The following is a 13,923-nucleotide window of genomic DNA, read 5'->3' on the forward strand; positions in this document are numbered from 1 at the left end:
TGCGCTCACCTCGTCCTGATGCGCGGGTCGATGAGCGCGTACGAGAGGTCGACCAACAGGTTGACCACGACGTAGACGATCGTGGCCATGATGATCAACAGCAGCAGCACCGGGTAGTCACGCCGTTCGAACCCGATGGCGAGCGCCTGGCCGACACCGGGGATCACGAACACCTTCTCGGTGAGCACCGCACCGGAGAGCAGTGCGCCGGTCTGCAGACCGATCGTCGTGACGACCGGCAGCATCGAGTTGCGCATCACGTGCCGGCGGCGGATCACCGACGAGGTGAGGCCCTTCGACTCGGCGGTGCGCACGAAGTCCTCGTCGAGCACGTCGAGCACGGCCGCCCTGGTGATCCGGAAGATCACCGCGAACGGGATCGTGGCGAGTGCGATGGCCGGCAGGATCAGGTGCTTCAACGCGTCGAGCGTCGCGTCGAACTCACCGGTGAGGATGCCGTCGAGGGTGAAGAAGCCGGTGACGCGCGTGGCGTTGATGTCGCCCTGGCGGCCGAACGAGGGAAGGCCGAGAGCGGCCGAGGCCGCGTCCTTCAGCACGTAGGCCAGGAAGAACACCGGCACGGCCACGCCGATGAGCGAGCCGATGACGCTGAGGTTGTCGAACAGGCCGCCGCGACGCTTCGCGGCGAGGTAACCGAGCGGGACGCCGACGAGGATCGCGATCAGGATCGCGAAGAAGCTGAGCTCGATCGTCGCGGGGAACCGCTGGACGAAGATGTCGAGCGCCGAGTCACCGGGCTGAACACCGGTGGAGACGCCGAAGTCACCGGACGCCGCGCGCCCGAGGAACTTGAAGTACTGCACGATGATCGGCTGATCGAGGCCGAGTTGCTTGGTGAGGGCTTCTCGCGACTCCGGCGTAGCGCGCTCTCCCAGGAGGGCCGAAACCGGCCCTCCTGGGAGGAGGCGCATCCACGCGAAGAGCAGCAGCGAGAGCACCAGCACCACGCCGACCAGCTGGACCAGCCGTCGAATGGTGTAGCGGAGCACTTGAGCTACCCCGTTGTTCTCTTGTGGTGGGAGCTAGTCAGCTCAGCCCTTGGAGGCCGGGCCGAACTTCTCGTCGGTCAACGGGCTCGGGACGACACCCTTGATGTCCGACTTCAACACCAGAGCGGGCGGGGAGTGCGAGATCGGGATCGCGGGCAGGTACTCGTCCATGATCTTCTTGTTGATCTCTTCGTACAGCTTCGTGCGGTTGGCCTCGTTCGGCTCGGAGTTCGCCTTGGCCAGGTCGCCCGCGAGGCTGGCGCCCCACGGCGACACACCGGTGTTGAAGCGGTTGTCGGTGCGGCCGAAGAACGTGCCGACCCAGTTGTGCGCCGTGCCGTTGTCGCCGGTCCAGCCCAGGAGGAACAGGTCAGGGGCACCGTTGTCGACGTCGGTCAGGTAGCCGCCGTTCCACGGCTTCGTGGTGACCTCGATCTTGATGCCGGCGGCCTGCAGGTCACCGGAGATCGCGCCGAACAGGTCCTTCGGGTTCGGCATGTACGGACGCGTGACCTCGGACGGCCAGTAGAACTTCAGCGTCAGGTCGGAGGCACCGGCCTCGGCCAGCAGGGACTTCGCCTTGGCGGCGTCGTAGCCGACGGCCTTGAGGTCCTTGTTGTAGCCGTTGACGGTGTCCGGCATGAACTGCGTCGCGACCTTGGCGCCCTCGGGCAGCTGCGACTTGACCAGCTGCTCGCGGTTGATCGCGTACTGCAGCGCCTGGCGCACCTTGAGGTCCGCGAGCTTCGGGTTGTTCTTCTGGTTGATGCCCAGGTAGAACACGTTGAAGGCGGGACGGATCGCGACGTTGAAGCCGTCGGTCTTCAGACCGGCCCAGTCCGCCGCGTTCGGCAGGTCGTAGCCGTCGATGTCGCCGGCCTTGAGCGCCTGCTTGCGGGCGGTCTCGTCCGGGATGATCTTGAAGACGATCTTGTCCAGCTTGGCCTTCGTGCCGTGGTAGGCGTCGTTCTTCACGAGCTCCACGGTGTTGTTGGCCTTGTCGTACTTGCCGAACTTGAACGGGCCCGTGCCGGTCGGGTGCTCGTTCGCGTAGGCCGGGTAGGTGAACGCGTCACCGGCGGCCTGGACGTTGTCCGCGTCGTACTTCTTCAGCGCGTCGGGGCTGGAGATCGAGAACGACGTGAAGCCGAGGACCGACGGGAACTGCGAGGTGACCTCGTTCAGCTCGACCACGGCGGTCTTGGCGTCCTTGGCCGTGCAGGCCTTGAACAGCGAGGGCTTGTCCGGCGTGGTCGCGAACCCGCCGAAGTTGTCCAGCCAGTACTGCGAGACGGCGTCGGACTGACCGGCGCCCTTCTGGTTGTACCAGCGGTTGAAGTTGAAGCACACGGCCTCGGCGTTGAAATCCGTGCCGTCGTGGAACTTCACGCCCTCCTTGAGGGTGAAGGTCCACGTCTTGCCGTCGGCACTCGGCTCGTACTTCGTGGCCAGCGCGGGCTCGACCTCGGCGGTACCCGGCTTGAAGCCGACCAGACCCTCGAACATCTGGCGGGAGACCCGGAAGGTCTCACCGTCGGTCGCGTAGAACGGGTCGAAGAGCTTCGGCGCGCCGGCAGCGCCGAAGGTCAGCGTGCCGCCTTCCTTGCCGCCGCCGCCAGAGTCGCGCTGGGATTGCGCGCAACCGGACAGGGCGAGCGCGCTGACGCTGAGGAAGCCGATCGCGGCAACCCAACGGCGGCGAGCCGTTACTGAGTGGACCATCAAACACCCCTTGGACAATCCGCACATCTCACGGTGTGGTCGCCGACCATAACCGTTGTAGATACCCCGTCCGGGGTTACTCAGGTCACGATCCGGCCACTAGACCAGGCATTCTGATACGTCCGGCGCACGGCCGCTGACCCAACGTGAGCACGGTAGATGCGTCGGACGCTCTCCTAGGCTGTAGAAACAACAACGACACGCGGAGGAGGTCACATGAGCAGGCTGGTCGAGTTCCGCGTGCTCGGCCCCCTCCAGGTCCTCCTCGACGCCGAACCTCTGCTGGTCAGGGCAGGTCGGCAGCGTGCGCTGCTCGTGTCGCTCCTGCTGCGCGCGGGCACGTCGGTGTCTGTCGACGAGCTCGCCGCGAACGTGTGGGGCGAAGATCCACCAGCCCGTGCACGCGCGACACTTCAGACATATGTGATGCGTCTCAGACAGCTGCTCGGGCCGTCCGTTCCGATCAAGACCGTGCCCGACGGGTACCTGATCGACGTCGACGAGAAGACCATCGACCTGATGCGCTTCGAACCCCTGATCGAGCAGGGCGAGCAGGAGCGCGCCGCCGGGAACCTGCAGGCCGCGTCGGCCGCGTTCGCCGCCGCGCTGGGCCTCTGGCGGGGTCCGGCCCTGGTCGACGTGCCGTCGGAGGTCCTGCACCGCGACGAGGTGCCGAGGCTCGACGAGCGCCGCCTGCACGTGCTGGAACGCCGTGTCGAGGTCGATCTCGAACTGGGCCGCCACGGCGAGCTGGTCGCGGAGCTGTCCCGGCTGACCAGCGAACACCCGTTGCGCGAGCGGTTCTGGGCGCAGCTGATGGTCGCGCTGTACCGGTCCGGGCGGCAGAGCGAGGCGCTGGCCGCCTACCAGCGCGTTTCGCGGTTGCTGGGCGGCGAGCTGGGCATCGATCCCGGTGATGAGCTGCGGCGCGTGCACAGCCAGGTGCTGTCCGGGTCGATCAACGCCGTGGCGACCTCCACCGGTGCGCCGGTGGTCGCCGCGAAACCGGAACGGGTCGTGCCATCGCAGCTGCCCGCGGACATCCCCGACTTCGTCGGCCGCGACGAGGCCGTGTCGCTGATCGTGGCCCTGCTGCGGACCGCGCAGGGCGTGCCGGTCGTGACGCTGGCCGGGCCGCCGGGCGTGGGCAAGACGGCCCTGGCCGTGCACGCGGCGCACCGGATGCGGGCGGACTTCGCGGACGGTCAGCTGTACGTCAACCTGCGCGGATACGCCCCCGGACCGCCGTTGAGCGCGGTGGACGTGCTGCCCCGGTTCCTGCGCGCGCTGGGCACCGAGCCCGACCAGGTGCCGCTGGACCAGGACGAGCAGGAGGCGATGTTCCGGTCCACGCTGACCGGTCAGCGGGTCCTGTTGCTGCTGGACAACGCGTCGTCCGCCGAACAGATCCGTCCCCTGCTGCCCGGTTCGCCGGGGTGCGCGGTGCTGGTGACGTCGCGCGACACGTTGCGCGGCCTGGCCGTCTCGCACGCGGCGTCGAACGTGCGGCTCGACGTGCTCGACTGGCACGAGACGAAGTCACTCCTCGCAGGTATTTTGGGTGCGGACGAGGTGGCGTCCCAGGAGGACGCGGCGCTGGAGCTGGCGGCCCTCTGCGCGCACCTGCCATTGGCTTTGCGTATCGCAGCCGCGAACCTCGTGTCGCGTCCTGAGCTGTCCATCGCGGACTACGTGGAGGAGCTCCGGGCGGGCAACCGGCTCGCGGCCCTGGCCGTCGAGGGCGACGAACGGGTCGCGGTGCACGCGGCGTTCGACCTCTCCTACACGGCGCTGAAGCCCGAGCTCGCTCAGATGTTCCGGGTGCTGTCGCTGGTGCCCGGCACGGACTTCACACCCGAGATGGCCGCCGCACTGAGCGGGCTGACCACCCAGGACGCCCGCCGGCGGCTGGACCGCCTGGCCACCGCGAACCTGATCTCGAACCACGCGCCGTCCCGCTACCAGTTCCACGACCTGCTGCGCGACTACGCGGCCGAGCGCCTGGCGTTCGAGGAGGGCCGTGCGGACGCGCGGCTCGCGTTGCGGCGGCTGCTGGACTGGGCGGTGCGCTCGGTCGACAACGCCACCTCGGCGATGAAGTCGACGCTGTTCCGCTTCCCGCGCCCCGACCCGCTCGACGGCGTGGTGCCGCGGACGTTCAGCACCTCCACCGAGGCCCTGACCTGGCTGGACGTCGAACGCGCCAACCTGGTCGCGCTGGTGGCGCACTCCGTCGAACGCGATCCCGAGAACTCGCCGTGGCAGCTGGCCGACGCCCTGCGCGGCTACTTCTACACGCAGTCGCTGACGGCGGAGTGGCGTGAGACCGCGAAGGCCGGCCTGCTGGGTGCTCGCGCGCCCCGCGACGAGCTCGGCCAGCTCGCGATGCTGTCCTCCCTGGGCACGCTGTACTGGGTGACCGGGCAGCACCGCAACGCGCTCGGCTACTACCAGCAGGCCATCGCCCTGCAGGAGCACATCGACCTGCCCCAGGCCGAAGCCGCCGTCCTGTCCAACGCGGGCAGCGTCCACATCGACCTGGGCGAGCTCGAACACGCCGCCGACCACCTCGAACGCGCCCTGGTGATCGCCCGCCGGGTCGGCGCGCCCCAGTTGCTCGCGAACGCGCTGTTCAACCTCGGCGGCGTCTACATGCAGCTCGGCCAGCTCGAGCGCGCCGCGTCGACGTTCGAGGAAGCGCTGGAGGACGGCAAGCGCCTCGACTCGTGGATCCTGCAGGCGAACTCGATGCGCGCGCTCGGCGAGGTGCAGGCGTGGCGCGGCAAGCCGGACCTCGGCGAGGACTACTTCGTGCGCGCACGTGAGCTGTACGAACGTGCGGCCGCCCGGAACTTCGGGCACACCATGCACGAGGGCATGGCCATCACGCTGATCATGCGCGGCCGTTACGAGGAAGCCGCACTCGAAGCGTCCGCCGCCATGCAGATCGCGCAGGACCTGGAGAACGTCAAGAGCGTCTGCGACGCGCAGAACCTGCTCGGCCGCGCACTGGAAGGCGGCGGTCGCTACGAGGAGGCCTCGGAGCAGTTCTCCTCCGCGCTGGCCATCGGCCTGGAGACCGGTTACTCGTGGGGCATCTGCTCGGCCCGCCGCGGCCTGGCCTCCTCCTACCGCGCGGTCGGCCGTTACGAGGAAGCCCTGTCGACGGCCACCGCGGCGCTGGTCGAGGCGGGCAAGTCGCAGTTCCGCCTGGCCGAGATGGAGGCGTTGCTCGTGCTCGGCCGCACCCACCTCGACACCCTGAACGCCGAGGGCGCCCTGGAATGCGCCCTACGGGCCGTTTCGGTCGGCTCGGACTCCGGTCACCGCTGGGTGTTCGGGCGCGCGCTGCAGCTGGCCGGCGATGCTTCCTCCGCCCTGGGTGACGCCGCCGGCGCCCGGTCGTACTGGTCCACGTCGCTGGAGGTCCTCAGCGCGATCGGGACTCCCGAGGCTTCCGTCGTCCAGGCTCAACTGCTCGACGTGACAACGTAGTCAGCTCTGGACCTGGTCTCGTCGACCGCGAACCAGCCTCGTTCGTACTGCTGCCAACGGATGAAGTGCTCGCGTTGGTGCTCGCCGTCGCGTTTCACCGCGCGTTCCAGCCTCGCTTGCGCGTCCTCGTGGTCCACGAAGATCGCGAGGCTCAGGCGGGTGTTCGCTTTCCTGGCCGAGGAAAACCCCTCCAGGAGGATGGTCCTTTGTGGAGTCAGGACGACCTCGTCACCTTCTCCGATGCACGGAAACCCTTGGGACCAGTCGGTTTTCCGGTAACGCCCCTCGCGGTTGCGCGCCACTTCGTCGAGTGCCCGTTGCAGCCGTGGCCACCACTGCGTCGTGGGGTCGTCCCACGTGGCGAAGTGGTCGGTGCTGATGAGCTGGGCGTCCAGTTCGTCCGCCAGGGTCCTCGCGAACGTCGACTTGCCCGCCCCCGAAGGGCCGTCCACCGCGACCAGGCGGGTACCGCCCAGCCGCGGTGGACTCGTGGCTACATGCTCCGGCGACCAGATAGCGCACGTCCCAGCGTCAGCTCGTCCGCGAACTCCAGGTCGCCGCCCATCGGCAACCCGCTGGCGAGCCGCGTGACGGACAGCCCCGGGAAGTCCCTGAGCATCCGGACGAGATAGGTGGCCGTGGCCTCGCCCTCGGTGTTCGGGTCCGTGGCGATGATGACCTCGGAGATGTCGACACCGTCGACAGCCGTGCCGATGCGGTTCAGCAACTGCCTGATCCGCAGCTGGTCCGGACCGACACCGCTCAACGGGTCGAGCGCGCCACCCAGGACGTGGTAGCGGCCCTTGAACTCCCTGGTGCGCTCGATGGCCTGGACGTCCTTGGGCTCCTCGACCACGCAGACCAGGCTCAGGTCACGCTTGGGGTCGCGGCAGATGCGGCACCTGGTCTCGGCACTCACGTTGCCGCAGACGTCGCAGAAGACGACGCCTTCCTTCACCTTCTGCAGTGCCTGCTGCAGCCGCTCGATGTCAGCGGGTTCCGTTGCCAGCAGGTGGAAGGCGATGCGCTGGGCGCTCTTCGGACCAACACCCGGGAGTCTGCCCAGTTCGTCGATGAGGTCCTGTACCGGGCCTTCGTACATGTGTTAGCCGAGCAATCCGCCGAGGCCGCCCTGGGCGAGCGGGCCGAGCTTCTGCTCCACCAGCTCCTGCGCCTTGGCGTTGGCGTCCTTGATCGCGGCGATCACCAGGTCCTGGAGGGTGTCCACGTCCTCCGGGTCCACGATCTTCGGGTCGATGGCGAGGTCGACCAACTCGCCGCCGCCGGTGACCGTCGCGGTGACCAGGCCGTTGCCCGCGTTGCCGGTGACCTGCGTTTCGGCCAGCTGCTGCTGGGCGTCCGCCATCTGCTGCTGCATGTTCTGGGCCTGCTGGAGAAGGGCCTGCATGTCGAACTGACCGGGTTGCACCGCTGGTCCTCTCGGGTGGGGTTCGTTCTGGTCCAGGGTACGGGGCGTGGTCGTTTCTCTGGGGCTCCGCCCCAGACCCCGCCAATCTGATCCGAAGCCGGGGTCCACGCCACGCGTAGGTAGATGGCACGCCTGTTGCGTTGGGCGGAGGCGCGTTGCTTTAAGGGGCGCGTTGGTGGGGTGCCTTCGGCCTCGCGGGTGGGTTCTGTGTTTCCCCTGAGCTTTCGCTCTGACTGCTCGCCTTCGGCTTCGCTGGAGTGTCAGACCCCGTCGCTATGTTGGGTCGCGGGGGGCCCGAATCCGAAGGGGACCCCTGCGTGAGCATGGGTTTCATGCGTGAGCGGGGGTCCGTCCCTGCCTTGGTGCGGTGCGGCTAGGCCTTCTTCAAGGGGCGGGCGCCTAGTTCGTCGGCCAGGAGTTGGAGCATCACCGACTCCGGGTCCTTGGCCTGGACCTCGTTCACCGTGGCTGGGTCCACCGGGCGGGCGGCCTCGGCCAGCATTGCTTCTTCGTCGTCCGGTTCCGGCGGGAGCGGGTCGTCAGGCTCCGGGGGCTCCGGCGGGGGTGGGACGTCGTCCACCGGTGGGCGCGGGGCCTGGGCCTGTTGTGGTTCTGGCTGGGGGCGGGACTGTTGGTTCTGCGCCTGGCTCGGGCGGGTGGGGGCCGGGCGGGCCGCCTTGGCCTGGGTTGCCTGTTGTGGGGTGGCGCCTGGGGTGCCGTGGGTGCAGCGGACCTGCCAGGTGCCGCCCAGCACCGAGGCCAGGGCCGTGGCGATGGCCTCCGTGTTGCGGGACTCGGCCAGGCGGCGGGCCAGTGGGGCTGAGGTGTGGGTGATGGTGACCACGTTGCCGTCCACCTCGCTGACCATGGCGTTGGTCAGCATCGCCTCGGTGCTGCGGCTGGTCGCGCGGACCGCTGCCAGCAGTTCCGACCAGATTCGGCGGACCGCCGTCGCGTCCATGGCGCCGGAGGCAGTGGCCGCAGGGGCTGGGGCAACGGCGGCGGGGGCCGGGGCAACGGCGGCGGGCTGCGTGGGTGCGGGGGCCGCGACCGGTGCGGCTGCTGCGGGCGTGGGCTGTGCGGCGACTGGAGTGGGCGCTGCTGCCGGTGCCGGAGTGGCGGCGGGGGCGGGCTGGGCAGCGACTGCGACCGGGGCCGGGGCTGCTCGTTGTGGGTCTGGCTGGGGCGCGGGCTGGTCTGCCGGTTGCTGGGACCTGCGGGTGAAGACCGGGGCGCCTGCGGGAGCCGCGGACTCGCCCGAGGCGGCCGCGATCGCCGCTGGTGGGCGGCGTTCGAGCTGCTCTAGGCGTTGGAGCAGGGCTGCTTCCGACTGGCTCGCCGACGGCAGGAGCATTCGGGAGACGAGCAGTTCCAGGAGAAGGCGGGGGGCGGTGGCGCCCCGCATGTCGACCAGGCCCTGGTGGACGATCTCGGCGTAGCGGGTCAGGGCTGCCGGGCCGATTCGTTCTGCCTGGGCCGCCATGATGGCCACTTCGTCGTCCGGGGCGCTGACCAAGTTGCGTTCCGCGGCGTCCGGGACCGCGCAGAGCAGGACCAGGTCGCGGAGGCGGTCGAGCAGGTCCGAGGCGAAGCGGCGGGGGTCGTGGCCGGCGTCCACCAGGCGGTCGATGGTGCCGTAGACCGCCGCGCCGTCGCCTGCGGAGAGGCCGTCCACCACGTCGTTGATCAGGGCCGAGTCGGTGACGCCCAGGAGCGAGATGGCCCGCTCGTACTTCACGCCGTCCGGGCCCGCGCCGGAGAGGAGCTGGTCCATGACGGACTGGGTGTCCCGGGCCGAGCCGCCGCCCGCGCGGATCACCAGCGGGAAGACGGACGGTTCCACCGCCACGCCCTCGGCGGCGCAGTTGCGTTCCAGCAGGGAGCGCATGACGCCGGGCGGGATCAGGCGGAACGGGTAGTGGTGCGTGCGCGAGCGGATGGTCGGGAGGACCTTGTCCGGCTCGGTCGTGGCGAAGATGAAGATCAGGTGGTCCGGCGGCTCTTCCACGATCTTGAGCAGGGCGTTGAAGCCCTGCGTGGTGACCATGTGCGCCTCGTCGATGATGAAGACGCGGTACTTGGACTCGGCCGGGGCGTAGAAGGCCTTGTCACGCAGGTCGCGGGCGTCTTCCACACCACCGTGCGAGGCCGCGTCCAGTTCCACGACGTCGACGCTGCCGGTGCCGTTCGGGGCGAGGCCGATGCAGCTGTTGCACTCGCCGCACGGATCGGGCGTGGGGCCCTTCGCGCAGTTGAGCGAGCGGGCCAGGATGCGGGCCGACGACGTCTTGCCGCAGCCGCGTGGGCCCGAGAACAGGTAGGCGTGGTTCACCCGGCCTGCCGACAGGGCGACGCGCAGCGGGTCGGTCACGTGCTCCTGGCCAACGACCTCGGAGAACGTGGCCGGACGGTACTTGCGATACAGAGCGAGCGCCACGCCGCAGACAGTACCGGTGGACCCCGACACAAAAAGGGGACCCCGTGCACCCACCAGAGCCCGCTTATCCTTGCTGCCTTCCGGCCCTGGGGAGGTTCGCGAGATGTGTGCCGCACGAGGTCCGACGCAAGTATAGCGAACCCTCTAGATCGAACGTGTGTTCGAGTTGCCCACAGTGTTGTCCCCAGGTGTGGACAACTTCCGGCCCGTGGCGATCATCAGCAGGTCAGGGGCGGGAAGATCAGGAATTCCGGACTCCCGGAAGCGCTTGCGAGCACCCCAGAATGGGCTTTTCAACACATGTTCGAGCGCGGCCTGAGCCGGTTCGAGCGGTATCTCGCGGACACGGCCCAGCGGACGGGCGATGTCCTGCCCGTGGACGAGGAAGTCGACCAGCGGGTCGATCGGGGCGGCCATCGGGGCGCGCTTCGGCGAGGCGGCGGTCTCGCGGATCTGCGCGATCAACTCCGACCGGGTGAACCGTGCGGCGATCGCGCGGGCCTTCTCGTCCTCCATGCGCTCCCAGTCGAAGCGCGCCTTCACCACACCGGTGAGCACGTCGCGCCAGCCCGTGCGGGTGGACGTGGTCAGGTGGGCGGCCATCGTCTGCATGGTCCAGCCCGCGCAGAGGGTGTCGCGCCGCCACTCGTCGTCGGTGAGGTCCTCGAGGAGGTCGGCGACGCCCAGGCGTTCGGCCTCCAGCCACTTCATGATCATGATTGCCCCTCGATGGCGGTCAGCCTGCGGCGCAGGAAGTCCTGTTCGGATTCGGTGCCCGCGAGCGCGATGGCCTCGCGGTAGGCCTGCACCGCCTCGGCGTCGCGGCCCAGGCGGTGCAGCAGGTCCGCGCGGGCCGCCCGGTACGGGTGGTAGTCGCGCAGCCTGGGTTCACCGGCGAGGGCGTCGAGCAGCGCGAGGCCGGTTTCGGCGCCGTCGCGCATGGCGATCGCGGCGGCCCTGTTCAGGGCGACGACCGGCGACGGCGCGAGCGTGGTCAGCACGTCGTAGAGCGCCACGATCTGCGGCCAGTCGGTGCTGCCGAAGTCCGGTGCCTCGTCGTGCAACGCGTTGATCGCCGCCTGCACGCCGTACGGGCCGTGCCCGCCCGTCAGCGCCCGTTCGGCCAGCGCGCTGCCCTCGTTGATCATGTCGTGGTCCCAGAGCGCGCGGTCCTGGTCCTCCAGCAGCTCGGCGCGGGCGTCGCGGCGGGCGTGGATCAGCAGCATCAACGCCAGCAGCCCGGTGACCTCGCGGTCGGGCAGCAGGCCCCGCAGGATCCGCGCCAGCCGGATGGCCTCGCCGGCCAGGTCGTCGCGCTGGGCCGCGTAGCCCTCGGTGAAGATCGAGTAGACCGCCTGCAGCACGCCGGGCAGGCGTTCCGGGAGCTCGTGCGGGTCCGGCACGCGGAACGGGATGCGCGCTTCCTTGATCTTCTTCTTCGCGCGCACGATCCGCTGCTGCATGGTCGTGACCGGCACCAGGTAGGCCCGCGCGACCTCGGGGGTCGTGAAGCCGGCCAGGCAGCGCAACGTCAGCGCGCCGCGGTCCTCCTCGGCCAGCGCCGGGTGCGCGCACGTGAAGAACAGCTCCAGCCGCTCGTCCGGCAGGCCGTCCCCGGTGGGCGGGTCCGCGCGGTCGACCTCCACCTGCAACAACGCCAGCCGGGCCGCGTGGACCTGATCGCGCCGCAACCGGTCGACGGCCTTGCGGCGCGCGGTCGTGAGCAACCACGCGCCGGGCCGGTCCGGCACCCCGTCCACCGGCCAGTGCTTCAGCGCCGCCTCGATGGCGTCGGAGGTGACCTCCTCGGCCAGGTCGAGGTCGCCGAAGCGCTTGACCAGCGTCGCGAGCAGCCTGCCGCGCTCCTCCCGGAACACCTGCCCGACGTCCACGGCGCCGGACTCAGAAGTCGAACTCGGCGATGGGCCGCACGACGACCGCCCCGCCGTCGCGCGATCCGGGACACTTCGCCGCCCACTCCAGCGCCGCGTCGAGGTCGGGCACGTCGATGACGTCGTAGCCGCCCAGCACCTCCCGCGTCTCGGCGAACGGCCCGTCGGTGACGGTGCGCTTCCCGTCCTGTCCGACCTGGACGGTGGTCGCGGTGACCAGGTCGGCCAGCGAGTGCCCGGAGACCAGGACTCCCGCGTCCTTCATCTCCTTCTCGTAGGCGATCCAGTCCTCGACCGTGCAGCTCGCCTGCTGGTCAGCGGCCGCGTAGATCATCAGCATGTACTTCAAGGTTGCCCTCCTCGGTCCGGTCTTACGGGATCACGACGAGCGGGCTGCCGCCAGATCGACACGGGCTTCCGAACTTTTTCCGGCGACCCCCGTTTTGGGGCCCGGAAGACCCGTCCGGTAAGGTTCTCCACGGAGGATTCGCATAGCGGCCTAGTGCGCACGACTGGAAATCGTGTTGGGTTCACCCCCTCACGGGTTCAAATCCCGTATCCTCCGCTCTAGCTCTGAAGGGCGCCGAACCTCAACGTTCGGCGCCCTTCTGGCGTTAACGTTGCATGATGCTGCCCGAAGATCTGATGCTGCTGTTCCTCGACGAGGTCGCCGGCGGTGTGCGGATGGACTCGACGTCGATCCAGAACGCGCTCGCGGGCGCCGTGCTCCTGGAACTGGTCAACTCCGGGAAGGTCGCGTTCGACGCGGACGGCAAGAGGCTCGCCGTCGCGGACCCGACGCCGCCTGCCAACGAGTTCCTGCGGGAGTCGCTCAGCAGGATCACCAAGCCGATGAAGCCGCAACGCGCGGTGGAGAAGCTGCGGAACCACGTGAAGGACAACGTGATGGCGCAGCTCGACGCGCGCGGTGTGCTGAAGGTGGAGAAGACCAGGGTTCTCGGGATCTTCCCGTCGAAGACCTACGAGCTCAACGATCGGTCCGCGGTCAGCGACCTCCGGCGTCTCGTGGGCGATGTGGCGCAGGGACATCGAGCGCCGGACGACCGCACCGGAGCGTTGATCTCCTTGCTGTACGCGGTGAAAGGCTTGCACAAGGTGTTCCAGGGCGACAAGCGCGAGATGAACGCGCGGGCCAAGGAGATCTCCGCGGGGAACTGGGCCGGGGTCGCCGTGAAGAAGGCCGTGGAGGCCGTCCAGGCCGCCATCACGGCGGCGGTGGTGGCTTCGACCGTGGCGGCTACTTCGGGCGGAGGCTCCAGCTGATGCTGCACGAAGAGTTGATGCTGCTGTTCATCAACCCGCAGAACGGACGGCTGCACGCCAACTCGTCGGCGATCGAGAACGCGCTCGCCGGTGCCGTGCTGATCGAGCTGGTGAACTCGGGGCACGTCGCGTTCGAACCCAACGGCAAGAAGCTCCGGGTAGTCGATCCGACGCCGCCGAACGACCTGGTGCTGCACGAGGCGGTCGCGCGGCTCGACCGGCCGCTGAGGCCGCAGAGTGCGGTCGAGCGCGTGCGGAAGCGCTTGTACGACAACGTGATCAGGCAGCTGCAGGACCACGCGGTCATCCGGGTCGAGCCGCGGAAGGTGTTCGGGATCTTCCCGGCGAAGAGCTATCCGATCGTCGACGAGGCCGCGGCCGGCAAGCTGCGGAAGGCCGTCGGCGAGGTCGTGCACGGCTATCGGGGCGCGGACGCGCACACCGGGTCGCTGATCACGCTGCTGTACGCGGTGGACGCCGTGCACAAGGTGTTCGAGGGCGACAAGCGCGAGATGAGGAAGCGGGCCAAGGAGATCGCCAGGGGCAACTGGGCGGGCGATGCCGTCCGCCGTGCGGTGGAAGCGATCCAGGCCGGTGTGACTGCCGCGACCTCTGCCGCCGCGTCAGGGGAATGACGCGGCGGCAGCGGCGAGC

General features: G+C 69.2%; 12 protein-coding genes, 1 tRNA gene and 1 other RNA gene. 4 read left to right on the forward strand and 10 right to left on the reverse strand.

Annotated elements, in window-relative coordinates; genetic code table 11:
- Nucleotides 1-5: 5 nt before the first annotated feature.
- Both DFR72_RS34880 and DFR72_RS34885 read right to left on the reverse strand, forming a co-directional pair.
- Entirely contained in the window at nt 6-1,010 is a 1,005-nt protein-coding gene (locus tag DFR72_RS34880) for an ABC transporter permease (RefSeq protein WP_090069744.1), read from the reverse strand.
- 42 nt (nt 1,011-1,052) lie between these two features.
- Complete coding sequence (locus tag DFR72_RS34885) at nt 1,053-2,732, reverse strand: ABC transporter substrate-binding protein (RefSeq protein WP_090069741.1); 1,680 nt, start codon at nt 2,730-2,732, stop codon at nt 1,053-1,055.
- Between the two features lie 216 nt (nt 2,733-2,948).
- Here DFR72_RS34885 and DFR72_RS34890 point away from each other — a divergent pair, with 216 nt between their 5' ends.
- The gene (locus DFR72_RS34890) at nt 2,949-6,227 is read left to right on the forward strand and encodes an AfsR/SARP family transcriptional regulator (protein WP_090069739.1); all 3,279 of its coding nucleotides are present in this window, start codon (nt 2,949-2,951) and stop codon (nt 6,225-6,227) included.
- On the opposite strand, the gene DFR72_RS34895 is transcribed toward DFR72_RS34890, so the two are convergent.
- From DFR72_RS34895 to DFR72_RS34930, 8 genes are all read right to left on the reverse strand, one after another.
- On the reverse strand, nt 6,203-6,679 hold the full coding sequence (locus DFR72_RS34895) for a uridine kinase family protein (RefSeq protein ID WP_245983756.1): 477 nt from the start codon (nt 6,677-6,679) through the stop codon (nt 6,203-6,205). The two genes, DFR72_RS34890 and DFR72_RS34895, sit on opposite strands and share 25 nt — an antisense overlap.
- 41 nt (nt 6,680-6,720) lie before the next feature.
- Nucleotides 6,721-7,329 carry a recombination mediator RecR gene (gene recR, locus DFR72_RS34900; protein ID WP_090069736.1) on the reverse strand — a complete coding sequence of 203 codons (609 nt, stop codon included), beginning with the start codon at nt 7,327-7,329 and terminating at the stop codon, nt 6,721-6,723.
- Between the two features lie 3 nt (nt 7,330-7,332).
- Complete coding sequence (locus DFR72_RS34905) at nt 7,333-7,635, reverse strand: YbaB/EbfC family nucleoid-associated protein (protein WP_170176552.1); 303 nt, start codon at nt 7,633-7,635, stop codon at nt 7,333-7,335.
- Between the two features lie 394 nt (nt 7,636-8,029).
- Nucleotides 8,030-10,093, reverse strand: coding sequence for a DNA polymerase III subunit gamma and tau (locus DFR72_RS34910; RefSeq protein WP_090069731.1), 2,064 nt, complete (start codon nt 10,091-10,093; stop codon nt 8,030-8,032).
- Nucleotides 10,094-10,123: 30 nt separating this feature from the next.
- Nucleotides 10,124-10,220, reverse strand: an RNA gene (ffs, locus tag DFR72_RS34915) — signal recognition particle sRNA small type.
- Between the two features lie 17 nt (nt 10,221-10,237).
- Nucleotides 10,238-10,810, reverse strand: a complete 573-nt coding sequence (locus DFR72_RS34920) for a maleylpyruvate isomerase family mycothiol-dependent enzyme (RefSeq protein ID WP_090069729.1) — start codon at nt 10,808-10,810, stop codon at nt 10,238-10,240.
- The gene (locus DFR72_RS34925; RefSeq protein WP_090069727.1) at nt 10,807-11,985 is read right to left on the reverse strand and encodes an RNA polymerase sigma factor; all 1,179 of its coding nucleotides are present in this window, start codon (nt 11,983-11,985) and stop codon (nt 10,807-10,809) included. The genes DFR72_RS34920 and DFR72_RS34925 overlap by 4 nt, the downstream gene beginning before the upstream one ends.
- Nucleotides 11,986-11,995: 10 nt before the next feature.
- Entirely contained in the window at nt 11,996-12,334 is a 339-nt protein-coding gene (locus DFR72_RS34930) for a YciI family protein (RefSeq protein ID WP_090069724.1), read from the reverse strand.
- Nucleotides 12,335-12,465: 131 nt separating this feature from the next.
- On the opposite strand from DFR72_RS34930, the gene DFR72_RS34935 reads away from it, so the two are divergent.
- The 3 genes from DFR72_RS34935 to DFR72_RS34945 all read left to right on the forward strand — a co-directional run bounded on the left by DFR72_RS34935 (nt 12,466) and on the right by DFR72_RS34945 (nt 13,904).
- Nucleotides 12,466-12,550 (forward strand) — tRNA-Ser (locus tag DFR72_RS34935).
- 62 nt (nt 12,551-12,612) lie between these two features.
- Nucleotides 12,613-13,269 carry a GOLPH3/VPS74 family protein gene (locus DFR72_RS34940; RefSeq protein ID WP_170176542.1) on the forward strand — a complete coding sequence of 219 codons (657 nt, stop codon included), beginning with the start codon at nt 12,613-12,615 and terminating at the stop codon, nt 13,267-13,269.
- Nucleotides 13,269-13,904, forward strand: coding sequence for a GOLPH3/VPS74 family protein (locus DFR72_RS34945; RefSeq protein ID WP_090069719.1), 636 nt, complete (start codon nt 13,269-13,271; stop codon nt 13,902-13,904). Before DFR72_RS34940 ends, DFR72_RS34945 begins: the two co-directional genes overlap by 1 nt.
- Nucleotides 13,905-13,923 lie beyond the last annotated feature (19 nt).

The sequence above is a fragment of the Lentzea flaviverrucosa genome, from assembly GCF_003350445.1.
In the GTDB taxonomy this organism is placed as follows: Bacteria; Actinomycetota; Actinomycetes; order Mycobacteriales; family Pseudonocardiaceae; genus Lentzea; species Lentzea californiensis.

Bases quoted from the DNA above. Each gene is read 5' to 3' on its own strand.
- DFR72_RS34890 (WP_090069739.1), top strand. From the start codon at position 2,949: ATGAGCAGGCTGGTCGAGTTCCGCGTGCTCGGCCCCCTCCAGGTCCTC.
- DFR72_RS34885 (WP_090069741.1), bottom strand. From the start codon at position 2,732: ATGGTCCACTCAGTAACGGCTCGCCGCCGTTGGGTTGCCGCGATCGGC.
- DFR72_RS34905 (WP_170176552.1), bottom strand. From the start codon at position 7,635: ATGCAGGCCCTTCTCCAGCAGGCCCAGAACATGCAGCAGCAGATGGCG.
- DFR72_RS34920 (WP_090069729.1), bottom strand. From the start codon at position 10,810: ATGATCATGAAGTGGCTGGAGGCCGAACGCCTGGGCGTCGCCGACCTC.
- recR (WP_090069736.1), bottom strand. From the start codon at position 7,329: ATGTACGAAGGCCCGGTACAGGACCTCATCGACGAACTGGGCAGACTC.
- DFR72_RS34945 (WP_090069719.1), top strand. From the start codon at position 13,269: ATGCTGCACGAAGAGTTGATGCTGCTGTTCATCAACCCGCAGAACGGA.
- DFR72_RS34940 (WP_170176542.1), top strand. From the start codon at position 12,613: ATGCTGCCCGAAGATCTGATGCTGCTGTTCCTCGACGAGGTCGCCGGC.